The organism is Pseudomonas sp. LB3P93 (assembly GCF_054898025.1).
In genome coordinates, this window is record NZ_CM142713.1 from 3,265,739 (window position 1) to 3,291,343 (window position 25,605).

Consider the following 25,605-nt stretch of genomic DNA (forward strand, 5'->3'; position numbering starts at 1 on the left):
CCGGAGGCTGCTCCCTCACATCAGGTTAGGCTGTGAAGTCGCTGGCCTGCAGCTCCTTGACGCCCACCATCTCGAATTCGAACTCGGGGGTGATGTTGGCGTTGACGCTGCCGGAGAGGATGCCATCGGCAAAGCGTATTTGGCCGGTGGCGTTGGTGGGGTCGAAGGCGTTGCTGCCAATGAACATGAAGGCGTCGACGTTGGCGGTCAGCGGGTTGGCGTCCAGGCTGGTGAAATCCAGATGATCACCCTCAGTGGTCTTGAACCCGCTAATCACATCGCGTAAAGCCCCGACACCCATGTCCGACAAGGCACCAAACGCGTAGGTATCCGCGCCAGTGCCGCCGGTGAGGTTGTCGGTGCCTGCGCCGCCGATTAGTCGGTCATCGCCCGAACCACCCACCAGCGTGTCGTTACCGGCACCACCGTTCAGGATATTCGCGGCGCTGTTGCCCGACAGACTGTCGGCGTTGGCGCTTCCCGTCACGTTTTCGAGGAATTTCAAGGTGTCGAGCCCGGACCCCGCGGTGTTTTGTTGTGCGGACGTCGACAGGTTTACAGTAACGCCCGCCAGGGCTCGCTCGAAGGACACTGTGTCGTTGCCATCGCGTCCGTCCAGCACATTGTTGCCGGCACCGGCGAACAGCGTGTTGTCCAGCGCATTGCCTGTCCCATTGGCGGCTCCAGCGCTATCGACATACAGATTCTCGACGTTGCTGCCGAGGGTATATGCCGCCAGGCTGCTGTGCACGTTGTCGACTCCTCCAGGCACCGCATTGCTGTGGGTCTCGATCGCGGTGTCGTCGACATTGTCGACATAGTAGGTGTCGTCACCATCGCCACCGCTCATGCTGTCCGCCCCTGCGGCACCATCGAGCACGTTGTCGGCGGCATTGCCGGTGATGAAGTTACGCCGCTCATTGCCGGTGCCGTCGATCTCCGACACGCCGGTGAGCACCAGATTCTCGAGATTGGCGCCCAGCGTCCAGCTGACCGAGGCCTGCACGGTATCGATCTGCGCGGTCGAGGTGTTGGTTTCCTCCACACTGTCGAACGCGTTATCGACCACGTAGATGTCGTTGCCATCGCCGCCTGTCATCGTGTCGGCGCCCAAGTCGCCATCCAGTGTGTCGTTGCCCGAGCTGCCCACCAAGGTATCTGCTTGATCAGTGCCGGAAATCATCCCTCCCTGGTTCTGAGCGTTGTCGAAAATGGCCTGCACGCTGTTGTTGTCGTCGGGATTGCCCTGGAAGCCCAGGTCATTTGCAATGTAATCGGCCAGGCGTTGGCCAACGATTTCCGCTGATTCCTCGTGCAGGTGCCACACGTCATCGGGATAGACCAGCGGATCGACTTCGTAGCGCAAGGGCAGGTCGGTGTAGTCCACCGCCAGCTTGACGTCGGCGCGCTCGGCGGCGATGGCTTCCTGGGTGGCGCGGACATAGCCTACGCCCGAGACGATGGAGGCAATCTTCTCTTCGGAATAACCCCGGGCACGCGCCGCATCCTCCTGGTAGTGGCCGGTCTCCATCATGTACACGCTGAAGTTGCCGAACTGGGCATGCAGGTAATCAAACACCTTCAGGGTCGCGTCCTTGTAGGCAGCGGCCGCCGCTGTTTTGTCCGTGGCACGGCCGATCTCCTGGGCGGCTTCCTCGCCCTGGCCCCAAATGATGCCCATGGTGACGTTATCGATCGATTGCAGTTCGGTGAGCTGGTCGCCCAGCAACGCGACGGCGCGCAACAGCGCAGGCCCGGGCTGGTTGGTGTCAGTCAGCCACCAGCACAACTTGAGTTCCTCGGCGCCCATGGTCGACAGGCCGTTGACCGTGCTGCCCCCCACCGCGATGTCGATGCCATTGCCATCGGCATCGGTGAACTGGCTACGCACGTCATAAGTGGTGTAGCGGTCCAGGTCGTTGACCAGCATCGAGGTGCCGGACTGATTGTCGTCCTCGGTCATGCGCAGCAGGCGCGCATTGGATTGGCCGAGTGTGGGTAGGTAGAGGATGTCCTGCTGGGCGCGCTCGCCGAACACGAAATCACTGGCGGTCAGGGTGTTGAGGTAGTTGCCGTTGAGGGCGATTTCGAAGCGATTGCCATCGGCGTCGGTCTCGGCGGATTTGATGTAGGTCTTGTCGCCGGCCGCGTTGAGGGTCATGTACAGCGTGCCATTGCTGCCATCGCCGAGGCCGAGAAATCCCAGGCCCGACACATCAATCTTGTCGACGCCCGCGGTGAAGTCATAAATCGTGTCGGTGGCCGTGATGCCGCCGGTGTCGTAGTCGCGGTAGCTGTCGAATACGTTGGTGTAGCGGAAGGTGTCGGCCCCGTCGCCGCCGTACAGCGAGTCGCGTCCGGCGCCACCGTCGACGATGTCCGCACCGGTGCCGGCCTTGATTGTGTCATTGCCACCGAGGCCGAGGATCAGGTCCGCGCCCGCCGTGCCGTTGAGGGCTTCGGCATTGTTGGTGCCGGCGATGGTATTGGCGGGCGCATCGGCCACCGCCAAGGCGAAGCTGTCGCTGACCGAAGCACCAGAAGGATCCGTGGCCTTGACCAGTACGTTGTAATTGCCAGACGCAGTGCTGATCGGCGTGCCGGTGAACGTCAGGCTGGAGGCATTGAAGCTCAGCCAAGCGGGCAGGGCGCTGCCGTCGGCGAGGGTCGCTGTGTAGGTGAGCACATCCTGGTCGGCGTCGGTGAAGCTGTCATGGGTGACGGTGTAATTGAACGGCGTGCTTTCGGTGGCGTTCTGGTCGAGGAGGGGAATGGCCACCACTGGCGCTACATTGCTGGGCGCGTTCTGGCCGGCGAAAACAAAATGACTCGCCGTCAGGCCGCTCACCAGGTTGCCCGCCATCGACACTTCGAAGCGGTTGCCGTTGGCGTCGACGGTGAGATCCTTGAGGTAGGTGCGGTTGCTCGATGCACTGTAGGTCACTTGCAGCGTGCCGTTCAGGCCATTGCCCAGAGCCGTGTAGCCAAGCGCCGAGACATCGATTTTATCGGCGGTCACGTCGAAGTCGAGGATCTGATCACTGACGCTGGTGGAACTGGTGCGGTAGCTGTCGAGTGTTGAGGTGTAGCGGAACACATCGGCACCCGCACCGCCGGTGAGTTTGTCCACCCCGGTGCCACCGACCAGGATGTCATTGCCGGCGCCGCCATTAAGGGTGTCGTTACCGGCGCCACCGGACAGTTGTTCGTTGGCGGCGGTGCCGGTCAGTGTGTCGTTGTTCGGCGTGCCGTTGATCACAGTGGGTGAGGCGGGCACGTCCTGCACCGCGATGGTAAAGCTGTCGCTGACGGTGGCGTTGCTGCCGTCAGTCGCGGTGACCTGTATGGAGTAAGTGCCCGATGCGGTATCGCTGGGTGTACCGCTGAACGTACGAGTCGCTGCATCGAATGTCAGCCAGCTGGGCAGGGCGCTGCCATTCGCCAGTTTGGCGATGTAGCTGAGGCTGTCGTTATCCGGATCGGTAAAACTGGTGGCCGGCACCACGTAGCTGAACGGGGTATTTTCGGTAGCGTTCTGATCCAGCAATGCCGTTGCCACCACCGGCGCATGGTTGACCGGTGACGACGTGGCAAAGACGAAATTGGCGCTGGTCAGCTTGTCGAGGTAATTGCCGTCCAGCGCTACCTCGAAACGGTTGCCATTGGCGTCGGCGGTCAGGGTTTTGATGTAAGTCTTGGTACCCGCAGTGTTGAGCACCAGGTACACGGTGTTGTTTTTGCCATCACCCAGGCCGGTGAAACCCATGGCCGAGAGATCGATCTTGTCGGCGGCGATATTGAAGTCAGTGATCAGGTCGCCAAGGTTGGCGCCGCCAGTGTTGTAGTTGCGGTAACTGTCCAGGCGGTTGGAGAACACAAAGGTGTCCGCCCCGGCGCCACCGGTAAGGGCATCCATGCCGGCGCCGCCGTCAATTTTGTCGTCGCCCGCACCGCCGCTGAGGCTGTCGTTGCCCGCCAGGCCGAGCAGGGTGTCGGCCGAATCGCTACCCAACAGCGAGTCGCTGCCGCTGGTGCCTGTGACTATCCGATTGAAAATGAAGTTGCTGGCGGTCAGGGTGCTCGCCAGGTTGCCCGACAGAATCAACTCGAAGCGATTGCCGCTGGCGTCGGCGTCGTAGTCCTTGATGTAGGTGCGGTCGTTGCTGGCGCTGTAGCTGACCTGCAAGGTGCCGCCACGGCCATTGCCCAGGCCCGTGAAGCCGAGGCCGGCGAGGTCGATCTTGTCCTGGGTGACGTCGAAGTCGGTGATGGTGTCATCGAAGCTTGCGGTTGCGTTGCGGTAACTGTCGGACTGAGCGACATAACGGAACGTGTCGGCGCCGGTACCGCCGGTGAGTTTGTCGATGCCTGCACCGCCCACCAGAATGTCGCCACCGGCCCCGCCATTGATAGTGTCGTTGCCGGCTGCGCCATAGAAAATCTCGCTGGCCGCGCTGCCCAGCAGAGTGTCGTTGCCAGCTGTGCCTTGCACGGTAGTCATTGGCACCGTGGCGCTGACGTAACTGCCGTCACCATAGACCAGCGTGGCACCCTTGCTGGTGTGACTGATGGTGTTGCCAATAATGGCGTTGCGATCGGTGCCGTTTTCATCGCGCTCTGCAACACCGTAGGTCGACAGGTTGCTGCCGCTGATGATGTTGCCCTGGATCGTGTTGTCGCTGCCGTTGAAGTACTTGCCGGACACGCCCAGCGTATCGTCGTAGGACTGGATGATGATTTCCGGTACGGGGTTGCCCAGGGAATTGTTGTTGAGCGTGTTATCGATGATCTCGACGTGGTTGCTGCCGTAGACGCGTATCCCGGCGCTGGCGTTGTCGTGAATATCGACACCACTGACGGTTACATCGCTGGACAGCTTGACCAGCACGCCTTCAGCGCCGTTGCCGTACACCTCGCCACCGGTGATGGTGATGTTGCTGGGGGAGGGGATGTCCTCGCTGCCGCGCTGCACCACGATGCCATTGCCGCCATTGTTGTAGGCAACGTTGTTGGTGAGGGTGAAGTCGTGGGTACTGGTGACAACGTTGAAACCGTGGCGGTCATTGTCGTAGGCAACGTTGTTTTCGAAGGTGCTGTCGCTGAGAAAGTCCGCAACGAAGCCGTCCAGGCCATTGCCGTGGGACACGCTGTTCTTGATGACCATGTTGACGGTCTGCTCGTGGGGGTCGAAACCGTACCCGGAGCAATCCTTGATCTCGACGCTGTCGAGGGTGACGTTGGAGTCGTAACCTTCCTGGCCGGGAATGTAGCCATTGAACCAACCGTCGATCTTGCCGGTGGTGTTGTCGCGGTTACCGTCGATAGTGAGGTTGCTGACGCCAAAGTCATGGGTTTCTTCGCCATAGGCCGAGCGGATGACACCCGTGATTTTGGTGTCGGAGCCGTCAGCCACCTTAACGGTGGTATCGCCCATGCCGTCGCCGTACAGAGAGACGTTGCTCTTGAGCATCAGGCAGCCGTCGGAGGGTTCCTCACCTCCCGAAACAATATATGTCCCGGTCGGCATATACACCTGCCCACCGCCTGCAGCGGCCGCCGCATCAATCGCACTTTGTATCGCTGCCGTGTCGTCTGTGATGCCATCTCCTTTGGCGCCAAAATTTTGCACATTGAAAATCATTAGCTTATCTCCGTATCGGGTAAGAACCTCGCTAGACGCCAATATTCCATCGACGACCACCGTGTTAGGACCCAGCGGAGTGCAAAAGTTGTGACCGCATATCGGGGGAGTGTCAAAAACCAGGCTTTACTGATCGACGGTTGTGAAGTGTTTCAAAAACGTAACGCTTTGTTGACGCTGCGCTGATTGCGAGCGATGCCCTTTGGGAGCGACTTTGCCTCTCGGCATAACAGCGGCGCAACTCAAAGTGCTGAGGATTATTTGTCGAGGAGATGACACCGCAGTCGCGTTGTGCCGACACCTGTCTATCCATAGCGCGTCGATGACGCGAATGGTGGATCGACTTGAGCGCAAGGGCTTGATCGTTCATAGCCAGGACGGTCAAGACCGACGCCAGGTTCGTCTGGTGTTGACCAGTAAAGGCGAAGCTTTGAGATCGATATTTCCGCCGATTGAGGCCGCCGCGATGAATGAATTCACGGCGAGCCTTTCGACTGAGGAGCTGATGCGGTTGGAGTGTCTGTTGGAGAAGATATTGAGTGCTGAATCGTCGCTGTAATATTTATTCATGCCATTTCATCTTTTTAAATGACGGCCACACCGAAGGTAGAAGTTCCCCTCAGACACATCATTTAACATAATATACATTACACGTAACATGGTGTTTCGACATTAGCCCGGTTGCACGCAGATTTTGAAGCGCTCAATTCACCCAGCCCCTCATTCTTGTGTCAGTCCTTCAATCAGCTCCGAATGCTCTGGGAACTGCTCGCTGAGCTTGTGACGATGACCCAACTCCATGTCCGCATAATCAAACCCTGGTGAAACCGCTTCACTGATCAACCCATATCCCGCCAATCCATTCATCAGCCGCGAAGCTTTCCACACACCGCCCGGTACGTGCAGCTGCAAACATTGTCCGGCGATAACGTCGCTGCCCATCACCACAGTTTTCAATGTGCCGTCTGGAAAGATCAGGCTGTACTGAATTGCGTCTCCCAAATGGTAGTAATGCACGATGTCTGATTGGTTAAGATGGAAATGACCTGTCGGCGCGTCGTTGGTCAGAAAATAGTAAATGGATGTCATCAGGTAACGCGGACCGCTATCGGTTTCAACCATGGCATGGTGATCAGATTGGAAGGTCCTGCGGTAGAAACCACCTTCCGTATGAGGCTCCAGATCCAGTGCTGCGATCAATTCTTCAGCGCCAGGAACAAGGCTATTAAACACATTGCTGGTCATCTGGATTTAAGTCCTCTCATAAAAGTGACTATCAACCGTAATATGCCAAATAATTATAACTACGCTAAATGTCTGTTTAGTTTAGTTATATGTCAAACTCAAACGTTAAAGCCCTAACAGCGATGTTTCCAACAACGCCTTCAACCCCATCGGCTTGGCAAAATAATAACCCTGGGCCTGCCCTGCCCCCATTTCGCGCAACAAAACCAGCGTCGCTTCATCCTCGACACCTTCGGCCACCACGCTGAGGTCCAGCGATTCGGCCATCCGCACAATTGCCCGCACGATCGCGCGACTGCGGGCGCTGGTGGTCAGTTCGAGGATGAATGACTTGTCGATCTTCAGGCCGCTGAAGCGGTATTGATGCACATAGCTCAGGGATGAGAATCCTGCACCGAAGTCATCGAGCACCACCGACATGCCGTTGTCGGCCAATTGCTGCATGTTCAGCCGGGCAATCGCCGGTTCAGCCACCAATGCACCTTCGGTCAACTCCAGGCAGATTTTCGACGGCTCGACCCGGTGCTGCGCCAACAGTGCAAGCACATCACTGGCGAAGTCCGGTCGCGTCATGCTGTAGCTGGAACAATTTACGTGCACAGGAGGCCAATTGGCGTGCTGGGGTTGTGAGAGGATCATGGCGACGCTGGTGAGCATGTAAAGGTCCAGTCGACCGATCAGACGCAACCCCTCGACATTCGGCAAGAACTCTCCTGGCGCAATTACCCGGCCGCCCGGCTGATGCCAGCGGATCAGCGCTTCAAGGGCTAACAGTTCGCCACTGTCGACGCTGACAATCGGCTGGAAATACGGCAGCAGTTCGTCGGTACGTTTGAGGGCATTGCGCAAGGCCCCTTCACGCTCGACCTGGTCTGAGACTTCGCGGCGCACTTCCTGATTGAACACCGCGTAGCTGTCGCGGCCGGCACTCTTGACCCGGTACATCGCCGCATCGGCATCGCGCAGCAAGTCGGCGGGTTCGGCATGAAACTGATTGTCGGCGCTGACAATACCGATACTGCAGGACGAAAAAACTTCATGGCCATTGATAAAAAACGGCAGATCAAACGCCACCAGGATCCGTTCGGCGATTTCGATCACTACGTCCAGCGGCGCCTCGGGAGCGAGCACCGAAAACTCATCGCCCCCCAGTCGCGCGAGCATGTCTGTCTCGCGCAGGCAATTGCGCAAACGGTGGGCGGCCTGCATCAACAGCAGATCGCCAAAATGGTGGCCGAGGCTGTCGTTAACCATTTTGAAACGATCGAGGTCGATGAACATTACCGCCAGGTGCCCGCCTTCGCTGCCAAATCGGGACCAGGCGAGATTGAGGTGCTGTTGCAGGTAGGTACGATTCGGCAGCCCGGTCAGCGCATCATGGGCGTTTTCGTGTTGCAACTTGGCATTGGCGTGATCGAGCTCGCGGGTACGGTTCTGCACCCGGGCTTCGAGCTTGAGGTTGGCGGCATGGATCGCTTCGGCGGCCGTGCGTCGCGATAACGCGGTGTCGATATGCCGCGACACGAAAGTCAGCAGTTCCTGATCACGCAAGGTATAGCGCACCTGCGAGGTATAGCTTTGCACCGCCAGCACGCCACGTACCACATCGCCATCGAACAATGGAATGCCCAGCCAGGAGTAGGATCGGACGTATTCATCGGCCAGTTCGATCTCACCCTGTACAGACAATCGTTCTGCCTCGCCGGGGTCAATCAGGCAAGGTCGACGCTGACGAATAACGTATTCGGTCAGGCCCTGCCGTCCACGCCGTGCCACCGGGCGGGTCGTCTGCCGCTCATCGACATAATACGGAAAGGTCACTTCACCGGTCGCATCGTCGAACACCGCGATGTAGAAGTTCTGCGCGAACAGCAGATCACCGACAATGCCATGCAAGGTTTGAAACAGCTCAGCCATATCGCCAGGCTGGCTGGACAGTTCAGCAATCTGGAACAGCGCGCTCTGCAGATGTTCAGCGCGCTCTCGCTCTGCCACTTCCTGCCTCAATGCGTCGTTGAGTGCCGACAGCTCCTGGGTGCGGCGCATCACCGTCGCTTCCAGGCCTTCTCGGTGCAGAATCCGGTCCAGCGCCATGGCCACGTGGCGGGCCACCACCAGAAACAGCGCGCGGTCTTCAGCGCTGTAGGTACGGGAAACGTCGTAGACCTGCATCGCCAGCATGCCAAACACCTCATCCGAGGCGTTTTTCAACGGCGCGCCCATCCAGAACTCGGGACGATCCCCCACGCAGTAGAAGCGTCCGTCGGCCTGAGCCGCACGAATGCCGGCGGCGTCGATCAGCAACGGCTGGCCAGAGGTCAACACCTGGCCGGTCAATGACAGGTGCGAAGCGTCAAGGTATTCGTAGTGCTCGGCCTCTACGGCATCAACGTCGATGATGTCGACGTAATACGGGTAGTCAATCTTGCCACTGTGGGGGTCATACAGCGCGAGATAGAAATTCTCGGCGTCGATCAGGCTCGCCAGCAGCCGGTGCACTCCCACCAGAAACACTGACCGGTCGCGGGTAGAACTGGCCAGGTAGGTAATTTCATACAGCACACGCTGAGTAATTTGCGCACGTGCAAGGGTATTGGTTTGTACCTGAATGCCCAGGCACCGGGCAAACTCGGCAAGTGCCGGTTCCTCGGCATCGTTGATGGGCGCAAGCAGCCAACCCAGGACGCTTTCACCTTTGCCAGTCGGCCAACGGTGCAGGTGCCGGGTCCGGCAAAAGGCTTCAAATTCTTCATTCGCAACGCTTGATGGCCACTTCACCAGCGGGTCGCCCTGCCCGACCCAATGCATTTGTTCACCGGCGCGGTACACCACCCATGAGGTGGTGTGGGCCCAGTGGCGCGCTGAGGACAGCAATTGTTCGACCGCGTCTTCGTTGCCTGTGTAGGCCATACCGACAGTATACGAACTACCTTTCAGTTGAGAGGCGACAACGTCGCAATCGTTCGATTGCCACGCGGAGTCGGTCAATGGACGAACACTCATCAGCGCTCCCTGAGCCAAAAGCTGGCAATACCCATTTAGTAATTGTTAGCAATCTGCCAGTGAGCTTTCCGTTTAAAGCTTATATAAGTTTTTTTCAATAGTTTTATTCTCTTTAGTGCCAACTAAGGGGGAAGCAACAAGCTCAGAACTTTTCGGCAATCCGTTTAAGAGGGTAATCCGGTTCGCGGTATCCGCCCGGCCGCTGCCGTTCAGGCAGCTTCACTTTCTCGCGCGGCACCTCTTCATAGGGAATGCGGCTGAGCAAATCGGTGATGATGTTCAGGCGCGCTCGTTTCTTGTCGTTCGAGTTGGCCACCAGCCATGGGGCATGTTCGGTATCTGTCGCCTTGAACATGTCGTCACGTGCGCGCGAGTAGTCATACCAGCGGCTGTAAGACTTCAGGTCCATTGCGGTCAGCTTCCAGATTTTGCGCCCGTCCTTAATGCGCTCTTCAAGCCGGCGGGTCTGTTCCTGCGGGCTGACCTCCAGCCAATACTTGAGCAGGATAACGCCCGAGTCGACGATCGCGCGCTCCACCAGAGGGATTGCCTTCAGGAAACCGACAACTTGATCCTTGGTGCAGAACCCCATCACCCGTTCGACGCCCGCACGGTTGTACCAACTGCGATCGAAGATCACCACCTCGCCCGCCGCCGGCAAATGGGGCAGGTAACGCTGCACATACATCTGGCTTTTTTCGCGATCGGTCGGCGCAGGCAGCGCCACTACCCGAAAGATACGCGGGCTCACCCGTTCGGTCAGCGCCTTGATCGTCCCGCCCTTGCCTGCCCCATCGCGTCCTTCGAAAACAATGCAGATCTTGATGCCCTTCTGCCGCACCCACTCCTGCAACTTCACTATTTCGACATGCAGTCGGCGTAGTTCGCTCAGGTAGTCCTTGTTGGACATCTTCTCGCTTGCGGCTGAATCAGTTTTCTTGCTGCCTTTCTTGTCCTTTGCCATGGCCCAAACCTCACAGTCGGTGTGATCGCTGAGTTTAGTCCATGGTTAAAGATTTACAGACGCCGGGGAAGTCGCTGAGGATCTAAAAAGGCAACACAAAACAAATGTGGGAGCTAGCCTGCTAGCGATGGCGGACTGTCAATCAACAGTGATGTTGACTGTTCAGCCGTCATCGCTAGCAGGCTAGCTCCCACAGGAATTGCTGTTAACCCGACAACCGGGTTAACAGCACTTCGGCCCGGCCTTGCTCCCGTAACGCGCTTCCTGGCGTTCTCGAAAGAACACTTCGTAGCTCATCACCGGCTTGTCCGGATGTTTGCTCTGCATATGTTCGACGTAGGTGTCGTAGTCCGGCATCCCTACCATCAGGCGTGCGGCCTGACCGAGGTATTTACCGAGGCGACTCAGGTCATTGAACATAGGCGCCCTCCTCCATCACGGCTGCGGCTGCGGCATCGCCTGGAATGGCGCTTCTTTATCCGTACGTTCCTTGGTACCCCAAGCGGCGATGCCGACCTTGAGCGCAAAGAACAGGATGCTGAAGACCACCAGCAGGAACAGCGCCGTCAGCGTAGCGTTGGTGTAGGCGTTGTAGATCACGTGGTGCATCTGGTCGATGCTCTTCGCCGGAGCGAGGATCTGACCGTTGGCCAGGGCATCGCTGTACTTCTTGGCCAGGGCCAGGAAGCCAATCGCCGGGTTGGCATCGAACAGCTTGATGAAACCTGCGGTGGTGGTGCAGATCAGCAGCCATACCGCTGGCAGCATGGTCACCCACACGTAGCGCTGGCGTTTCATCTTGATCAGCACGACGGTCGCCAACATCAGCGCGATACCGGCCAGCATCTGGTTGGAGATACCGAACAACGGCCACAAGGTGTTGATGCCGCCCAATGGGTCGATCACACCTTGATACAACAGATAACCCCACATCGCCACGCAACCGGCGGTCGCGATCAGGTTGGCGGTCCAGGATTCGGTGCGCTTCAGGGATGGCACGAACGAGCCGAGCAAGTCCTGCAACATGAAGCGTCCGGCACGGGTACCGGCGTCGACTGCGGTCAGGATGAACAACGCTTCAAACAGAATCGCGAAGTGGTACCAGAACGCCATGGTGTTTTCACCCGGCAGAACGTGGTGCAGGATCTGCGCGATACCAACCGCCAGTGTCGGCGCACCGCCGGCACGGGCCAGGATGGTGGTTTCACCGATGTCCTTGGCCACCGCTTGCAGCGCTTCCGGAGTAATTGCAAAACCCCAGCTGCTGACCGTCTGAGCAACCGAAACAGCATCCGAGCCGACAAGCGCCGCCGGGCTGTTCATGGCGAAATACACGCCCGGTTCGATCACCGAAGCCGCCACCATCGCCATGATGGCGACGAAGGATTCCATCAACATACCGCCGTAACCGATGTAACGGGCATGGCCTTCGTTAGCCAACAGCTTCGGCGTGGTGCCGGAAGCAATCAGCGCGTGGAAACCGGAGACCGCGCCACAGGCGATGGTGATGAAAAGGAACGGGAACAACCCGCCTTTCCACACCGGCCCGGTGCCGTCGATGAATTGAGTGAGCGCCGGCATTTTCAGGTCGGGCATGGTGATCAGAATGCCGATCGCCAGTGCCACGATGGTGCCGATCTTCAGGAAGGTCGACAGGTAATCACGTGGGGCGAGAATCAGCCACACCGGCAATACCGCAGCGACAAAACCGTAGCCGATCAACATCCAGGTGATCTGAATGCCGGTGAAGGTAAAGGCCTTGGCCCAGACCGGGTCAGCGGCAATCTGCCCACCGAGCCAGATCGAACCCAGCAGCAACAGCACGCCGACGATGGAGATTTCACCGATGCGGCCCGGGCGGATGTAGCGCATGTAAATGCCCATGAACATCGCAATCGGGATGGTCGCCATCACTGTGAAAATCCCCCACGGGCTCTCGGCCAGGGCTTTCACGACGATCAGCGCCAGCACCGCGAGGATGATGATCATGATCAGGAAGCAGCCGAACAGCGCGATGGTCCCGGGGATCCGGCCCATTTCTTCACGGACCATGTCGCCCAACGAGCGGCCGTTGCGGCGAGTAGACATGAACAGGACCATGAAGTCCTGAACCGCACCGGCCAGCACCACGCCGGCGATCAGCCACAGCGTGCCGGGCAGATAGCCCATCTGCGCGGCCAATACCGGACCGACCAGCGGACCCGCACCGGCGATGGCGGCGAAGTGGTGACCGAAAAGTACGTGTTTGTTGGTCGGCACGTAGTCCAGGCCATCATTATTGATGACGGCGGGCGTGGCACGATTGGGGTCGAGTTGCATCACCTTGGTGGCGATGAACAGGCTGTAGTAGCGGTATGCGACGAGGTAGATAGCGACGGCTGCGACTACGATCCAGAGGGCATTGATCGCTTCGCCGCGGCGCAGGGCCACGACACTTAGCGCAAACGCTCCCAGGACAGCCACGGCAAACCAGGCGAGGTGTTTAGCCAGACGGGGCATAGCGTGTCTCCTGCCGACAGCCAGTGACTGCGGCGGTAATTTTTATAATTGTGTCCGCGGTGCGGAGCTGGCCCAATATCCCCGCATGCCGTCTACAAATAAATCCGCGTTACTACGTACGTGGCGTCTACGTAGTTTTACGTAGACGCCGCTGATCCATCAGTCGAAACGCATTCCCTTGTGGGAGCGAGCTTGCTCGCGATGGCGGACTGACATTCACCATCGATGTTGACTGTGGCACCGCTATCGCGAGCAAGCTCGCTCCCACAGGGTCTTGGGTTTCATCGCGGCCGCAGGTCATTCCGTCCAGCACCGCTACTGGACGCGCGTATCTTTGGCATATGATGCCGGGCCTTCGCCTTCCCTCGGTCCGGTCAGGAGCCAAGATGCAGCTCAAACACAAAATCGTCGCGCTCGGAATTCTGCCGCTGGTGTTGGCGATTGCCGTGATCTGCGCGCTGGTGATTTCCCTGAATCGCCAACTCGGCGATCAGCAGGCACAACTGATCGAAGACAGCATTCTGGCCAGCAAGCGTGCCGAACTTAAAAACTACGTGGAAATGGCGCAAAGCCTGATCGCACCGTTGTATGACGACGGCCACGGTGACGAGCACGCCCAGCAACAAGTGCTGGAAGAACTGCGCAAGCTCAGCTTCGGCATCAATGGCTACTTCTTCGTCTACGACCGTGAGGGTCGCAGCCTGATGCACGCGCGCCAGTCCGAACTGGTGGGCAAGTACCTGTGGGACATGAAGGATCCGCAGGGTTTACCGGTGATTCAAGCGTTGCTCAAAAGCGCGCAATCCGGCGAAGGTTTTCAGCGCTACGCCTGGAACAAGCCCTCCTCCGGCCAGGTGACCGACAAGCTCGCTTATGTGGTGATGCTCGATCGTTGGGGCTGGATGCTCGGCACCGGCATCTATCTTGAGGACGTTGAGCGCGCCACCCAGCAGGCGCGCGATGAAGTGGCCCAAGGCATTCGCAAGACCATGCTGGCGATTGCCGCAGTCGCCCTCGTGGCGGTGTTGTTTGTCTTCGCCAGTGGCATGACGCTCAACGTCAGCGAGCATCGTCTGGCGGACAAAAAGCTGCAGCGCCTGACCCAACGTATTGTCAGCTTGCAGGAAGAAGAGCGATCCCGGGTTTCCCGGGAGCTGCACGACGGCATCAGTCAGGTGCTGGTCTCCATCAAGTTTCAGTTCGAACTGGCCAGTCTTCTGCTGGAGAATGACCAGGCACGAGACAAGGGATTGAGCACGCTAAAAGACGCCACGACGCGCCTCGGTGATGCGATTGGTGAAGTTCGCAGCCTCTCCCACGACCTGCGTTCGTCGTTGCTCGACACTCTGGGTCTGCCGGCGGCGATCGGCCAGCTCGCCGCAGAATTCGAGCAACGCAGCGGGCTCACCGTGACGTATGACGATAATGAATTCGACTGTGATCTGGTCGATGGCGCGGCGGTCTCGCTGTTCCGGATTGTGCAAGAAGGCCTGACCAACATCGAACGCCATGCGCAAGCTAAAAATGTTTCGATTACCCTGCACGGGTCGGAAGAATCCGTACGGCTGACAGTGGTCGACGACGGTGTCGGTTTCAACGTCGCCCAGGTCGAACGTCGCCACGCGGGCATTGGCCTGCGTAACATCAGTGAGCGTGTCGAACATTTTGGCGGACGTTTTGACCTGATATCGATCCCCGGAAGAAGTGAGCTGGACGTGCTGCTGCCGATGAAAATGCCCGGCACAAAACGCTGACTCAGCCCATTACAACAAGAGTGAATACCCGCGATGAACCTGCCCTATCCGATCCGCGTCGCCCTGGTCGACGATCACTCCCTGGTCCGCGACGGGATCAAAGCGCTGCTCGCGGTCATGGCGCCCCTGGAAGTGGTGGGCGAAGCCGAGAGCGGCGCCGATGCCATCGAGATGGTCGGGCGCTGCCAGCCAGACTTGTTGCTGGTCGACATCAGTCTGCGTGACATGAACGGGCTTGAGCTGACTCGCGTGCTGCGTAGCCAGTATCCGTCGCTGAAGGTGCTGGTATTGAGCATGTACGACAATTATGAATACGTGAGTGAATCGGTTCGCGCGGGCGCCAGCGGCTATGTGCTGAAGAATTCACCGTCGCGGGAAATCATTGCAGCCATCGAGGCCATCGCCAGTGGCGGCACGTTCTACAGCGCCGAAATCGCCCAGCGGCTGATTGCCGACAAAAGCACCGACAACGAGCTGACTCCCCGCGAGAGCCAGGTGTTGTACAAGATGGCGCAGGGCCTGAACAACAAGGAAATGGCCCGCGAGCTGGACATCAGCGTGCGCACGGTCGAAACCCATCGCCTGAGCATCCGCCGCAAACTCAACATCGACAAACCCGCGGCCCTGGTCAAATACGCGATCGATCACGGGATCATCACGCGCTAGCGAACAGCCTCACACCGTACCTGGAGTGATGACCTTTGCCGTGCGGATAAACAACGCCCGCACCTTGTCCCAGAAATTGCCCCCCAGCACAAAAAAGCTGCCGATCAGCATGGCGTCGCCCAGCACCTGCAACTGCCACAGGTTCGGTCTGAACCCTGGCCAGAACGTGTCGACGTAGGGTTCAAGAAAGGCCGAGATCAGCGGCAAACAAAACATCACGATACCGATTCGATGACGAATCGGACCCACTTCGGCATCTATTGACGGCGCAATCCCGGACACGTAACCGAATACTTTGCTTTTCAACTGCTGGAACCCGGCCTTGCCCATGACAGCAATGACGACGATCAGCAGGACTTTGTTGCTGATGAACAAAACGCCGGTCAGCGCGGCGATTCTTGAGCCTGGAATGTCGAGCGCCGCGGCGATCGGCACCATCAGCCACGAACCCAACATCAAGCAAATAATGGCGATGCCCACTTTGAAGCGCCAACCAGCGGAATGAGGTTCAGCCTGACCTTGGGGGTTACTCATGAGTGTCCTGCCTGTAAGTGATCGCAGAAGGTTTGAGGGTGCTTGAGAAGCTTAGCAGCCGGTTGCTCATTTGGACGGCTATGCTCCAGTGACCTTCCCTGGTTGGACGATACCCAATGCATCGAGGCCGTTCCCTGCTGAGGCTGCCAGGCCACCTCCTCTTGCTCGGCGCACTTGGCCTGAGTGGCTGTGTGCGGCTGGGGCCGGACTTCCAGCCGCCGGGCGAAACCTGGGTCGAGCACTGGAACACCGCCGCCCTTGAACAGGGCAGCCAACGCGGGACGCACCCGGATATTCGCCAGTGGTGGGAGGTCTTCGACGATCCGCTGCTCAATCAGCTGATCGCCGAGTCGGATGCTCATAACTCCAGCCTGAAAATCGCCGGCCTGCGCGTGATGGAGGCCCGTGCCCAGTTGGGCATTGCGCAAAGCGGGCTCTATCCGCAATTACAGCAAGCCAGCGCCGACAGTCTGTACTTCAACCGCCGACAATCCGGTGGCACCAATCCCCAGGACAGCCATTTCTGGCAATACAGTGCCGGGTTTGATGTTGGCTGGGAGCTGGACTTCTGGGGGCGTTTCAGCCGAGCCATCGAATCGTCCGACGCCAGTTACTTTGCGGCCCAGGCCAACTATGAAGATGTGCTGGTGTTGCTGCGCGCCCAGGTTGCAGACACTTACTTCTCGTTGCGCACCACCGAGGCCAGGTTGCGCGTCGCCCGTGAGAACGCCAAACAGCAAAAGCGCAATTTCGAGATCACCGAAAAGCTGTTCAAGAGCGGCCAGCAAGCCGAACTCGACCTGCAACAAGCCAAAACCCAATACCTCGGCACGCTGAGCACCATCCCCACCCTTGAAGATCAGCTGCAACGCACCCGCAATGCCTTGGCCGTCCTGATCGGGCAACCGCCTGGCACGTTGCCGCAGGTAGCGGAAAAACAGGGGCTGATCCCGCTGGTCGATCGCGCCGTATTGCAGGATGTACCGGCCAACCTGCTGCTGCGTCGGCCTGATGTGCGGGCCGCCGAGCTGAATGTCGCTGCCCAGTCGGCATTGATTGGCGTGGCCGAAAGTGATTTCTATCCGTCGCTGACCTTGCTCGGCAGCATCGTCTGGTCGGCCGACACGCTCAACGGGACGTCCAGAAGCCTGGACCTGATCGGCGGCCCCAGCCTGCGCTGGAACCTGTTCGACCATGGCCAGATCAGCAACAACGTGCGCATCCAGGATGCACGGTTACAGCAGCTGATCGAGACGTATCGCGACAGGGTCCGTCAGGCCGCGCGCGAGGCTGACGATGCCGCCACTGGCTTGATCAAATCGCTGGAGCGCGAACGCATCCTGAGCGAGGCCGAAGTGGCCGCCAAACGCTCGCTGGTGCTGGCCAGCGCGCAATACCGCGAAGGTTACTCGGACTTTCAGCGCGTGCTGGATGCGCAGCGCGCACTGCTCGAACAGCAGGACAACTACCTGGTCGCGCGCAGCAACGCCGTGAGCAATCTGATTGCCCTGTACAAATCCTTGGGCGGCGGTTGGTACAGCGCCCAGCCAAAAGTCGATGACGCCACCCGCCAGCAGATGGAAAAACGCACCGACTGGGGCGACCTGCTGACCGAGCCCGCCGCCCCCCTGCCCCACAAGGTAAACAGCCATGAGTGAAGCCGCGCAGCCTGCCCCCGAGGCGCCCGCACCCACACCTCCAGCGCCTCCCCCGCCTGCCGCCGACCCGGCGAAAAAAGGCATCAAATGGGTGCTGCTCCTGATTCTCCTGAGCCTGGCGTGGTACCTGCTGGCCGACCGGTTCACGCCTTATACGCAACAAGCGCGGGTGGGCGCCTTTGTTATTCCGGTCGCCTCGGAAGTTGCCGGCCGGGTGATCCGCGTCAACGTGCGCAACAATCAGGACGTCCAGGCCGGCGACGTGCTGTTCGAGGTGGACCCGCAGCCGTACCAGATTGCCGTGGACCGGGCGCGCGCCGACCTTGAATCGACACGTCGACAGATCGGCGCCAGCACCGCCGGCATCGCCTCGGCGCAAGCCAACTTGCGGGCCGCGCAGGCCAACGAACTCAAGGCGAGACAGGACAATCAGCGTCTGGAAGGCTTGTACCGCGAAGACCCTGGCACCATTTCCGTGCGCTTGCTCGAAGTGTCTCGCGCCAACCGTGAGCAGGCGGTCAGTCAGGTCGCTGCCGCCCGCGCCGAAGTGCAACGTGCTCGCGAGCAAGAGGGCGGCAGCGAGGAAGACAACGCCCTGCTGCGTAGCGCTGCCACGGCGCTTTCAAAAGCCGAACTGGATTTGTCCAACACGCAGATCCGCGCACGTTCGGCAGGGCTGATCACCGATCTGCGTACCGATGCCGGGCAGTTCGCCGCTGCCGGTGGCGCGGTCATGACTCTGATTGCCATCCATGACGTGTGGATCAGCGCGGACATGACCGAAAACAACCTCGGTCTGGTGAAAGTCGATACGCCGGTGGCGATCGTCCTGGATGCCATACCGGGCGAAGTGTTTGAGGGGCGCGTGCGCAGTGTCGGTTACGGGGTCAGTGTCGGCCAGACACCCGCGCCGGGCACCTTGCCCAGCGTGCAAAACAGCCGCGACTGGCTGCGGCCAGCCCAGCGTTTTCCGGTGATTATCGAGTTCTCCGAGGATGCGCGAAAAACGCTGCGAGACAGCCGCGCCATCCGGGCCGGCGGGCAGGCGGAAGTCATGGCCTTTCCCACCCAAGGCAATCCGCTGAACCCGCTGGGCCGCTTGTTTGTGGGGTTCATGAGCTGGCTTTCGTATGCCTACTAAGCACACGCCCCGGGAGCAGCGCGCATTGCGACTCGCTACTGGCACGGCGTTGTGCCTTGCCGCCAGCTTCGGCCTAGGGTTGCCGATCCCCTTTCTGGCGCCGGTGCTGTGCCTGATCCTGCTGGCCTCGATCAATCGTCCGCTACCGTTCAAGGCTGCCGTGGTGCTCGCACTCGCCGCGATGTTGACCACGGGCCTCGGCCTGTTGTTGATCCCGATCCTGCGTTATTACCCCGTCACTGGCGTACTGCTGATCGGCCTGAGTCTGTTTCTGGTGTTCCGTTTTGGCCTGCGCGGCGGCAATGCCTTGATCGTGACCTTCCTGGTGATTGGCCTGACCATGATCTCCTCGGCAGGCGTCGCCGAATTCGATCTGGCGGCGATGGTCATCGGAGCCCTGGTCAAGGGCTTGCTGCTCGCCGTTGCGGTCATGGCGCTCAGTCACGGGTTATTCCCCGATCCGCCCAATGCCCCTTCCCCGCCGCCCGCCCCACCCCTGCCCGCCGAAGAAGTCAGTCGGGTGGCGCTGCGTGCAACCCTGATCGTGTTGCCGGCGTTTCTGCTGGCGCTAATCGATCCGGCCGGTTATCTGCCGATCATCCTGAAAGCCGTCAGCCTGGGTCAGCAAAGCTCCACGACAAACGCCAACAACGCCGGTCGTGAGCTCGTCGGGTCTACCTTGCTCGCAGGCGTGTTGGCGATCCTGTTCTGGAGCGCCCTCAGCCTGTTTGTGCATCTGTGGATGTTTTTTCTGTGGATGCTGCTGTTCGGCCTGGTGCTGGCACGCAAGCTCTATGCCCTGAGCCCGACCCGGTTCACTCCGGGGTTCTGGCTCAATACCCTGATCACGCTGATTATCCTGTTGGGCCAGTCGGTTCAGGACAGCATCGCCGGCAAGGACGTGTACACGGCGTTTGCCGTGCGCATGGGGTTGTTCCTCGCCGTTACGTTGTATGCCTGCCTGATGGTGTATCTGCTTGAGCCGCGGCCGCAAAAAGCTCAGGGGTTAACCTGATAGCCCTTGCCTTGCAGGCAACTGGTGTACGCCGTCGAGGTGGTCGCAGCACTGGTTTTCTCTTGTGCCCGGCGCTCCTGACGCTGACGCGAGCCGCCGACTACCGCGCCGGCCACCGCCGTCTCTTTGGCGCGGTTCTGCCGATAGTCCTGCTTGGTGTCGTCATCGACGCGATCATAAAACTCGTCATGCTGACGCCCGCGCACTTGGGCCCCAGCCGCTCCGGCGGCGGCCCCCGCGGCAGCACCGCGCACTCGCCCTCCGGAAGCAGGCTGGGCGGTCGACGCGGCCTGACTGGACGCGATGCTATTGCATTCATTGATGTCCAGTTGGGTCTGTTGCGAAGTCTGCCCTTTCATCGGAACGACCGTCGCAGCCCAACCCTGGGTACATGCAATCGCCAATGCGATGCTCAGGCTGATGGACGATACCTTGCTCATAATGACCTCCTGCGCAGCCCGTCACTCGACAAAAAAACCGGGTGGTTGACCGCTGATGACTGCTTCCGGGCTTGATTTGGCAACAAGAAGTGTAGATCACGCGGCATCCACTCTCAGCGCGGTATTGCCTGATCCGGACGGTGAACAGGATTCTTTTCGATCGTTTTGGCGTGATGGCCTAACCTCATAGGTTGAGCGCCCCAAAACAGAGTCGAGCACTCCCATGCGTAATGCATTGAAGTTAATGATGTTCGTCGTGCTCACGCTGCTAGGAACCAGCGGCGGAGCGCTGTCGGCCGCCGACATACCGGCGATGCCAACCCCTATATCAGGCACTGCGCCTGTTGCAATCTCCCCAAGTGATCTGCAAGACCTGCAAATCCGCCTTGACCGAATCAAGCAACAGATTTCGCTGGCCAACAACCTGACCCAGATGGTCGGCCTGCAAGACTCCGTGCAGTTGTTTATCAGTGATGTGGATAGCCTGCAGTCCTCCCTGCTGCCCGAACAGAAGCAGCTGCAAGCCCAACTTGATGTGCTGGGCCCGGTATCAGTGGAGGATGTCGCATCAGAGAAGACGGATATCGCGACGCAAAGAGCCTATCTGTCCGAGCAAAAGACCAAAGTCGACGCCAATTTGAAAACCCTGACGGCGCTTAGAACCAATGCTGCCGGACTCATCACTCAAATTGCCGGTATTCGACGCAGCCTCCTGGAAACCGAAGTCACGCTGCGCAGCGGCAGTATCCTGGGGCCGGCGTTCTGGGCGCCGTTGTTCAATCCGCTGCCGGAGGACCGCCAGCGGCTCGGCGATTTCATCCAGCAGGCCTCCAGCGCCATCAAGGCCGCCTGGCAACCCGGTGAGCGCCTGTTTGCCGTGTTGTTGATCGTGCTGGCCGTGGGCATTTGGTCCTGGGGTCGAAGAGTCGCAGAGCGTGGGCTGACCTGGCTTTGCATTCATCGAATGCCTGAGGGCCGTTTGCGTAGAAGTTCTCTTGCGCTGGCCTCTGTCGTGGCCACGCTATTGACCACCGCGTGTGCGATGCACCTGCTGTTTTATGCGCTCACTCGACAACTGCCGTTGACGCCGATGATTCAAAACTTTGCCGATGAGTTCGAAAAACTCATCTATGTCTGCATCCTGATTACCGGTTTGAGCCGGGCGTTGTTATCGACCAAGCATCCGTCCTGGCGGTTGCCGGCAATCGCCGATCCCGTGGCACTGGCCATCGAGCCCTTCCCCAGAATATTGGCCGTCACGCTGCTGATCCTGGTAGGTCTGGCACAAATCACCAACGTCACCGGCATGAGCCCCACCGCCATACTCTTTGGCCGAGGGGTGATCGCGTTCGTGGTCACGCTGATTATCGGTGCGTTGTTCCGGCGTGCCAGCAAAGCCCGAAGAGCCGTGGTGGCCACCGGTGAAGCACCCGAATCGAGTACCACCATCGCCGGCCTGATCTATTCGTTTGCCGGCATTGCCATTTTTGTCGCGATGCTTGCGCTGCTGATCGGCTATATCTCCCTGGCAAGGTTCATCACTTACCAACTGGTCTGGGGATTTATCATCCTCTCGGGCTTCTACTTGCTGATTCAGCTGCTCAAAGACAGCTGTGAGTATCTGTTTTCACCCAAGAGCGCCAGCGGCAAGGCGTTCAAACAACTGCTCGGGATTGGCGATGTGCGCCTTGAGCAGGTGTCGGTCATTTTGTCCGGAGTCGGTCGCGCCGCTTTAATGCTGTTGGGCGTCATTTCACTGTTTGTGGGTGGCGTCGGCACAACGCTCGGGCAACTGTTCACCCAGATGTTCGCCATTCTCGGCGGCGACGGCCTGCGCAAATTCAATATCATCCCGGGCCACTTGTTGAATGCGGTACTGGCCCTGTTGATCGGCATCTACCTGATCCGATCATTGCGCCGATGGCTGGATAACGAGTTCCTGCCCAAGACCGACATGGACCCCGGCATGTGTGCCTCCCTCAGTACACTGTTCGCCAACATCGGCTACGCCTCGGTGATTCTGCTGACGTTGTCATCACTGGGCATCAAGTGGACCAACCTGGCGTGGATCGTCAGCGCCTTGTCCGTGGGGATCGGTTTCGGCTTGCAGGAGATCGTCAAGAATTTCGTCTCCGGGCTGATTCTCCTGACCGAACGCCCGGTCAAGGTCGGCGACTTGATCAGCATCAGCGGCGTCGAAGGTGACATCCGCCGCATCAACGTCAGGGCCACTGAAATACAACTCAGTGACCGCTCGATCGTCATCGTGCCCAACTCCCAATTGATCTCGCAAAACCTGCGCAACGTTACCCTCGGCGGCAGTGCACAAGGGGTGGCGACACTTGAACTGGTGTTCCCGCTGGACATCGATCCCGAACAGGTACAAAACCTGCTGTACAGCACCTACGCCGAGCACGAAACCATCCTCGATAAACCCGCGCCGTTTGTTCGATTCAGCAAACTCACCCCCGACGGAATCACCTTGACGGTGACCGGCTACGTCAGCAGCCCGAGAATCGTCGGCACCACCAAAAGCGATCTCTTATTTGAAATCCTGAAACGGTTGGGGGCGGCTGGCATTGAACTGGCGAAACCGGCGTCTACGGTCTGATATCAAAAGATCGCAGCCTCGTTTCACTCGACAGCTCCTACAGGAGAACGCGCACACCTGTAGCAGCTGTCGAGTGAAACGAGGCTGCGTTAAATGGCCTAGTTAATCATCGTGCTGTTGTAATCCCCCGCCAGCCCTTCCAGATGACTTTTATATCGCATCAGCAATCTGGACAGCCCGGCCTGGTTGTATTCCAGGTTTTTCAGTGTCTCAAGGTGCATTGAAAACCCCCGCCACACACCCGCCACGACGATGATCTCTTCACCCGCGGTCCTGCGGCGACGGCTTATTTCTACGACGGCGCTGATGTCGGAAAAGAGATCTTCGGCGGTCTGAAGCTCGTTGTTGAGCCCTTCGACCAACCGGGTAATCGACTCGATCTCCAGGTCCAGATTGTTTCGTGACGTGGCGAGTTGACTGTATTTGATGCCGTCCGAGACCACCCCCAACACCTTCCTGACCAGTTCAATGCCCTGTTTGACGGCTTCCTTTTTCGGATTGGCCATGTCCAGACCGTCCAGTGCCTTTGCGTCAGGAATGTAATTCTTGTACATGTCAGCCAGGTTGAATTCGCGAATCACGTCTTGTGCCTTGATCAGTGTGTCCCGCTGCTCCTCGCACGTCGCTTTATTGAGGTGATGATCATTGAGCTGGGCCAGAATCCTGGCTTTGCGTTCTCGCGCAACCTTCAGCGGTTCATCCGCGCGCTCACCGATTTCGATTTTGTAAAGGCTTTGAACTTCACTCTCAAGCAGCCGCGAGCGCGCGATAAATTTCGCCTCGACGCCCTCCAGCAACGTATTGATGTTGCCTTTGACATTGGCCAGTTCGTCGGCCACCAACGCCCGATCTTCCTGTGTCAGGTCGTGCCTGGCCAAGGCGCCATTCAATTCATCAAGCACTTCAAACCACTGTTGCCCGGAGGCGCTGTTCAGTGCGGTCAGCAAGACCGGAAATGATTCACGCAGGGCGGTATCGATATTGTTCAAATACGCGACCACACGGTGGGCTCGCTCCTGCAGCACGTCTGGCCGTTCATTTCTGAAGTTCGCCAGCCTGGAGATATCACGGATGGTTTGAATGATGTTTTTTACGTCAATGACCTGAAAAACCGGGGTGTCGATTAGCGTCACGTTGCTCATGGCAATAATCCTTTTGTCCGCTGGGCAAATCAGTTGAAAGTTTTTTGTATTCTTCGAGGGCTTCGTTAAACACCGCCACCAAGTCTCCTGCGGTGTTCTTCACGTCGCGCCACGGATCGATCACCTGCGCGAATTCGGCGACAAATGAGGTCAGGCGCAAGGCGTTATTGATCCGGCCAAACTGCTCGGCCGATGAATCAACCTTGCTCAGAATGGTTTGCCACATTGTGTTCAAGATATTGAGTGCTGCTTCAGCGCCGGCCATGCGGATGCCGATATCACCAAAGTTAGACATGGAACTTTCGATGGCGCTCTGCAAGTTCTCCTTGCCACTGACGGCCAGCTCCAGCGCGTCGATTTCGGTTTTCAGGGCATTGCGTTCTTTTCGGGCGGTCTCTGCTTTCGGGCCGAAGATCGAACCTGAAATCGGCCAGAAAATCGGCAGGCCTCCCGAGAACGACATACCGACGTAATAGTCGTAATCCTTGTCGAGCTGGGTGATTCGCTCCTTCTTTTCCTTGATCGTTTGTTTGGTACTGGCGATGGATTCGAGCAAGTTGTTGCGCTCCATCAAGTCGTACTTGCCCTTCACTTCGGACTGCAGGCCAAAGACCCGTTTACCGCCGGACAGCTCTCCGCCCGACAACTCGATCTTGAAATTGGACAGGCGATCCTTCAGTTCCAGGGTCGCGCTTTGCTGGCGTTTGATATCGACCTTCATCAGTTCGATGATTTCCGTCACGGCAGAAGCCACTTCACCGTCGTCAGACGTATAGCGAATGCCTTCGAGATCATTGCTGCTCATCTCACCCAACGTCGTTCTGACGCGGTCCATGATGGGCATTTCCTTGATCACGGAGATGATTTCGCTGCCACTGCTGACGATGTTTTTGGCCGCGGAACTCAGGTCAATACTTTGCTGGACGATCTTGTTTTCCACCGCATCCCAGCTGGCGGCATGAATTCTGATTTTCTTGAACAACACCTGGATATCGCTGGGCTCCAACCCCGCGATGTCCACATGGGTGTACTTCAGGTATGACTCAACCTCCGGCAGCTCGCTGGGCAGCGCGAGGCCTTTCTTTACATACTGTTTGATTGCGATGACATCTTCTTTGGTAAAGATCCCGGCACTACGGGCCACACCGGGAAACTCACCCGAGATAAGTTGCAGTACCGCTTTTGGAAGGTCATGGCTACTTTCTGATTCATTCAACAGCACAGTCATTGTGTTTGCCTCGGTTCGTTCAAATCGATACACGACTTGTATCGACGAGCAGAAACCTAGATGA

The 25,605-nt window shown here is 58.6% G+C and carries 17 protein-coding genes; 7 read left to right on the forward strand and 10 right to left on the reverse strand.

The annotated features are described in order from the left end of the window. Positions 1 to 25 precede the first annotated feature (25 nt). Positions 26 to 5,641 carry a putative Ig domain-containing protein gene (locus tag ACYZT8_RS14765; protein WP_461982241.1) on the reverse strand — a complete coding sequence of 1,872 codons (5,616 nt, stop codon included), beginning with the start codon at positions 5,639 to 5,641 and terminating at the stop codon, positions 26 to 28. A 247-nt stretch (positions 5,642 to 5,888) separates the two neighbouring features. On the opposite strand from ACYZT8_RS14765, the gene ACYZT8_RS14770 reads away from it, so the two are divergent. After that, a complete protein-coding gene (locus ACYZT8_RS14770) occupies positions 5,889 to 6,200 on the forward strand; it encodes a MarR family winged helix-turn-helix transcriptional regulator (protein WP_461982476.1) in 312 nt (103 codons plus the stop codon). Between the two features lie 161 nt (positions 6,201 to 6,361). On the opposite strand, the gene ACYZT8_RS14775 is transcribed toward ACYZT8_RS14770, so the two are convergent. From ACYZT8_RS14775 to ACYZT8_RS14795, 5 genes are all read right to left on the reverse strand, one after another. Continuing rightward, entirely contained in the window at positions 6,362 to 6,886 is a 525-nt protein-coding gene (locus ACYZT8_RS14775) for a cupin domain-containing protein (protein WP_461982243.1), read from the reverse strand. 105 nt (positions 6,887 to 6,991) lie between these two features. Next, positions 6,992 to 9,889: a sensor domain-containing phosphodiesterase gene (locus tag ACYZT8_RS14780; RefSeq protein ID WP_461982246.1), complete on the reverse strand. Its 2,898-nt coding sequence runs from the start codon at positions 9,887 to 9,889 to the stop codon at positions 6,992 to 6,994. A 142-nt stretch (positions 9,890 to 10,031) separates the two neighbouring features. Beyond that, positions 10,032 to 10,853, reverse strand: coding sequence for a polyphosphate kinase 2 (gene ppk2 / locus ACYZT8_RS14785; RefSeq protein WP_461982248.1), 822 nt, complete (start codon positions 10,851 to 10,853; stop codon positions 10,032 to 10,034). A gap of 222 nt (positions 10,854 to 11,075) precedes the next feature. After that, a complete protein-coding gene (locus ACYZT8_RS14790) occupies positions 11,076 to 11,273 on the reverse strand; it encodes a YbdD/YjiX family protein (RefSeq protein WP_109631600.1) in 198 nt (65 codons plus the stop codon). A 15-nt stretch (positions 11,274 to 11,288) separates the two neighbouring features. Then, positions 11,289 to 13,352, reverse strand: coding sequence for a carbon starvation CstA family protein (locus tag ACYZT8_RS14795; protein WP_461958939.1), 2,064 nt, complete (start codon positions 13,350 to 13,352; stop codon positions 11,289 to 11,291). A gap of 386 nt (positions 13,353 to 13,738) precedes the next feature. On the opposite strand from ACYZT8_RS14795, the gene ACYZT8_RS14800 reads away from it, so the two are divergent. Beyond that, positions 13,739 to 15,106: a cache domain-containing protein gene (locus ACYZT8_RS14800; protein WP_461982250.1), complete on the forward strand. Its 1,368-nt coding sequence runs from the start codon at positions 13,739 to 13,741 to the stop codon at positions 15,104 to 15,106. Positions 15,107 to 15,139: 33 nt separating this feature from the next. Beyond that, the gene (locus ACYZT8_RS14805) at positions 15,140 to 15,772 is read left to right on the forward strand and encodes a response regulator (protein WP_461982252.1); all 633 of its coding nucleotides are present in this window, start codon (positions 15,140 to 15,142) and stop codon (positions 15,770 to 15,772) included. A gap of 9 nt (positions 15,773 to 15,781) precedes the next feature. Here ACYZT8_RS14805 and ACYZT8_RS14810 read toward each other — a convergent pair whose 3' ends face one another. Continuing rightward, positions 15,782 to 16,306, reverse strand: a complete 525-nt coding sequence (locus tag ACYZT8_RS14810) for a transporter suffix domain-containing protein (protein ID WP_461958942.1) — start codon at positions 16,304 to 16,306, stop codon at positions 15,782 to 15,784. Between the two features lie 116 nt (positions 16,307 to 16,422). Here ACYZT8_RS14810 and ACYZT8_RS14815 point away from each other — a divergent pair, with 116 nt between their 5' ends. From ACYZT8_RS14815 to ACYZT8_RS14825, 3 genes are read left to right on the forward strand one after another with little or no spacing between them, the layout of a single operon-like run. Then, positions 16,423 to 17,964, forward strand: coding sequence for an efflux transporter outer membrane subunit (locus ACYZT8_RS14815; RefSeq protein ID WP_461982254.1), 1,542 nt, complete (start codon positions 16,423 to 16,425; stop codon positions 17,962 to 17,964). Beyond that, positions 17,957 to 19,105 (forward strand): HlyD family secretion protein, encoded by a 1,149-nt coding sequence (locus tag ACYZT8_RS14820; RefSeq protein ID WP_461982256.1) that lies wholly within the window; start codon positions 17,957 to 17,959, stop codon positions 19,103 to 19,105. The genes ACYZT8_RS14815 and ACYZT8_RS14820 overlap by 8 nt, the downstream gene beginning before the upstream one ends. Beyond that, positions 19,095 to 20,120: a DUF2955 domain-containing protein gene (locus ACYZT8_RS14825; RefSeq protein WP_461982258.1), complete on the forward strand. Its 1,026-nt coding sequence runs from the start codon at positions 19,095 to 19,097 to the stop codon at positions 20,118 to 20,120. The genes ACYZT8_RS14820 and ACYZT8_RS14825 overlap by 11 nt, the downstream gene beginning before the upstream one ends. On the opposite strand, the gene ACYZT8_RS14830 is transcribed toward ACYZT8_RS14825, so the two are convergent. Next, entirely contained in the window at positions 20,105 to 20,560 is a 456-nt protein-coding gene (locus ACYZT8_RS14830; RefSeq protein ID WP_461982260.1) for a hypothetical protein, read from the reverse strand. The two genes, ACYZT8_RS14825 and ACYZT8_RS14830, sit on opposite strands and share 16 nt — an antisense overlap. A gap of 223 nt (positions 20,561 to 20,783) precedes the next feature. On the opposite strand from ACYZT8_RS14830, the gene ACYZT8_RS14835 reads away from it, so the two are divergent. Next, on the forward strand, positions 20,784 to 23,171 hold the full coding sequence (locus tag ACYZT8_RS14835) for a DUF3772 domain-containing protein (RefSeq protein WP_461982262.1): 2,388 nt from the start codon (positions 20,784 to 20,786) through the stop codon (positions 23,169 to 23,171). A gap of 98 nt (positions 23,172 to 23,269) precedes the next feature. On the opposite strand, the gene ACYZT8_RS14840 is transcribed toward ACYZT8_RS14835, so the two are convergent. Both ACYZT8_RS14840 and ACYZT8_RS14845 read right to left on the reverse strand, forming a co-directional pair. Then, on the reverse strand, positions 23,270 to 24,313 hold the full coding sequence (locus tag ACYZT8_RS14840; protein WP_461982264.1) for an alpha-xenorhabdolysin family binary toxin subunit B: 1,044 nt from the start codon (positions 24,311 to 24,313) through the stop codon (positions 23,270 to 23,272). Further along, positions 24,267 to 25,574 (reverse strand): alpha-xenorhabdolysin family binary toxin subunit A, encoded by a 1,308-nt coding sequence (locus ACYZT8_RS14845; RefSeq protein WP_461982266.1) that lies wholly within the window; start codon positions 25,572 to 25,574, stop codon positions 24,267 to 24,269. Before ACYZT8_RS14845 ends, ACYZT8_RS14840 begins: the two co-directional genes overlap by 47 nt. Positions 25,575 to 25,605: the final 31 nt, after the last annotated feature.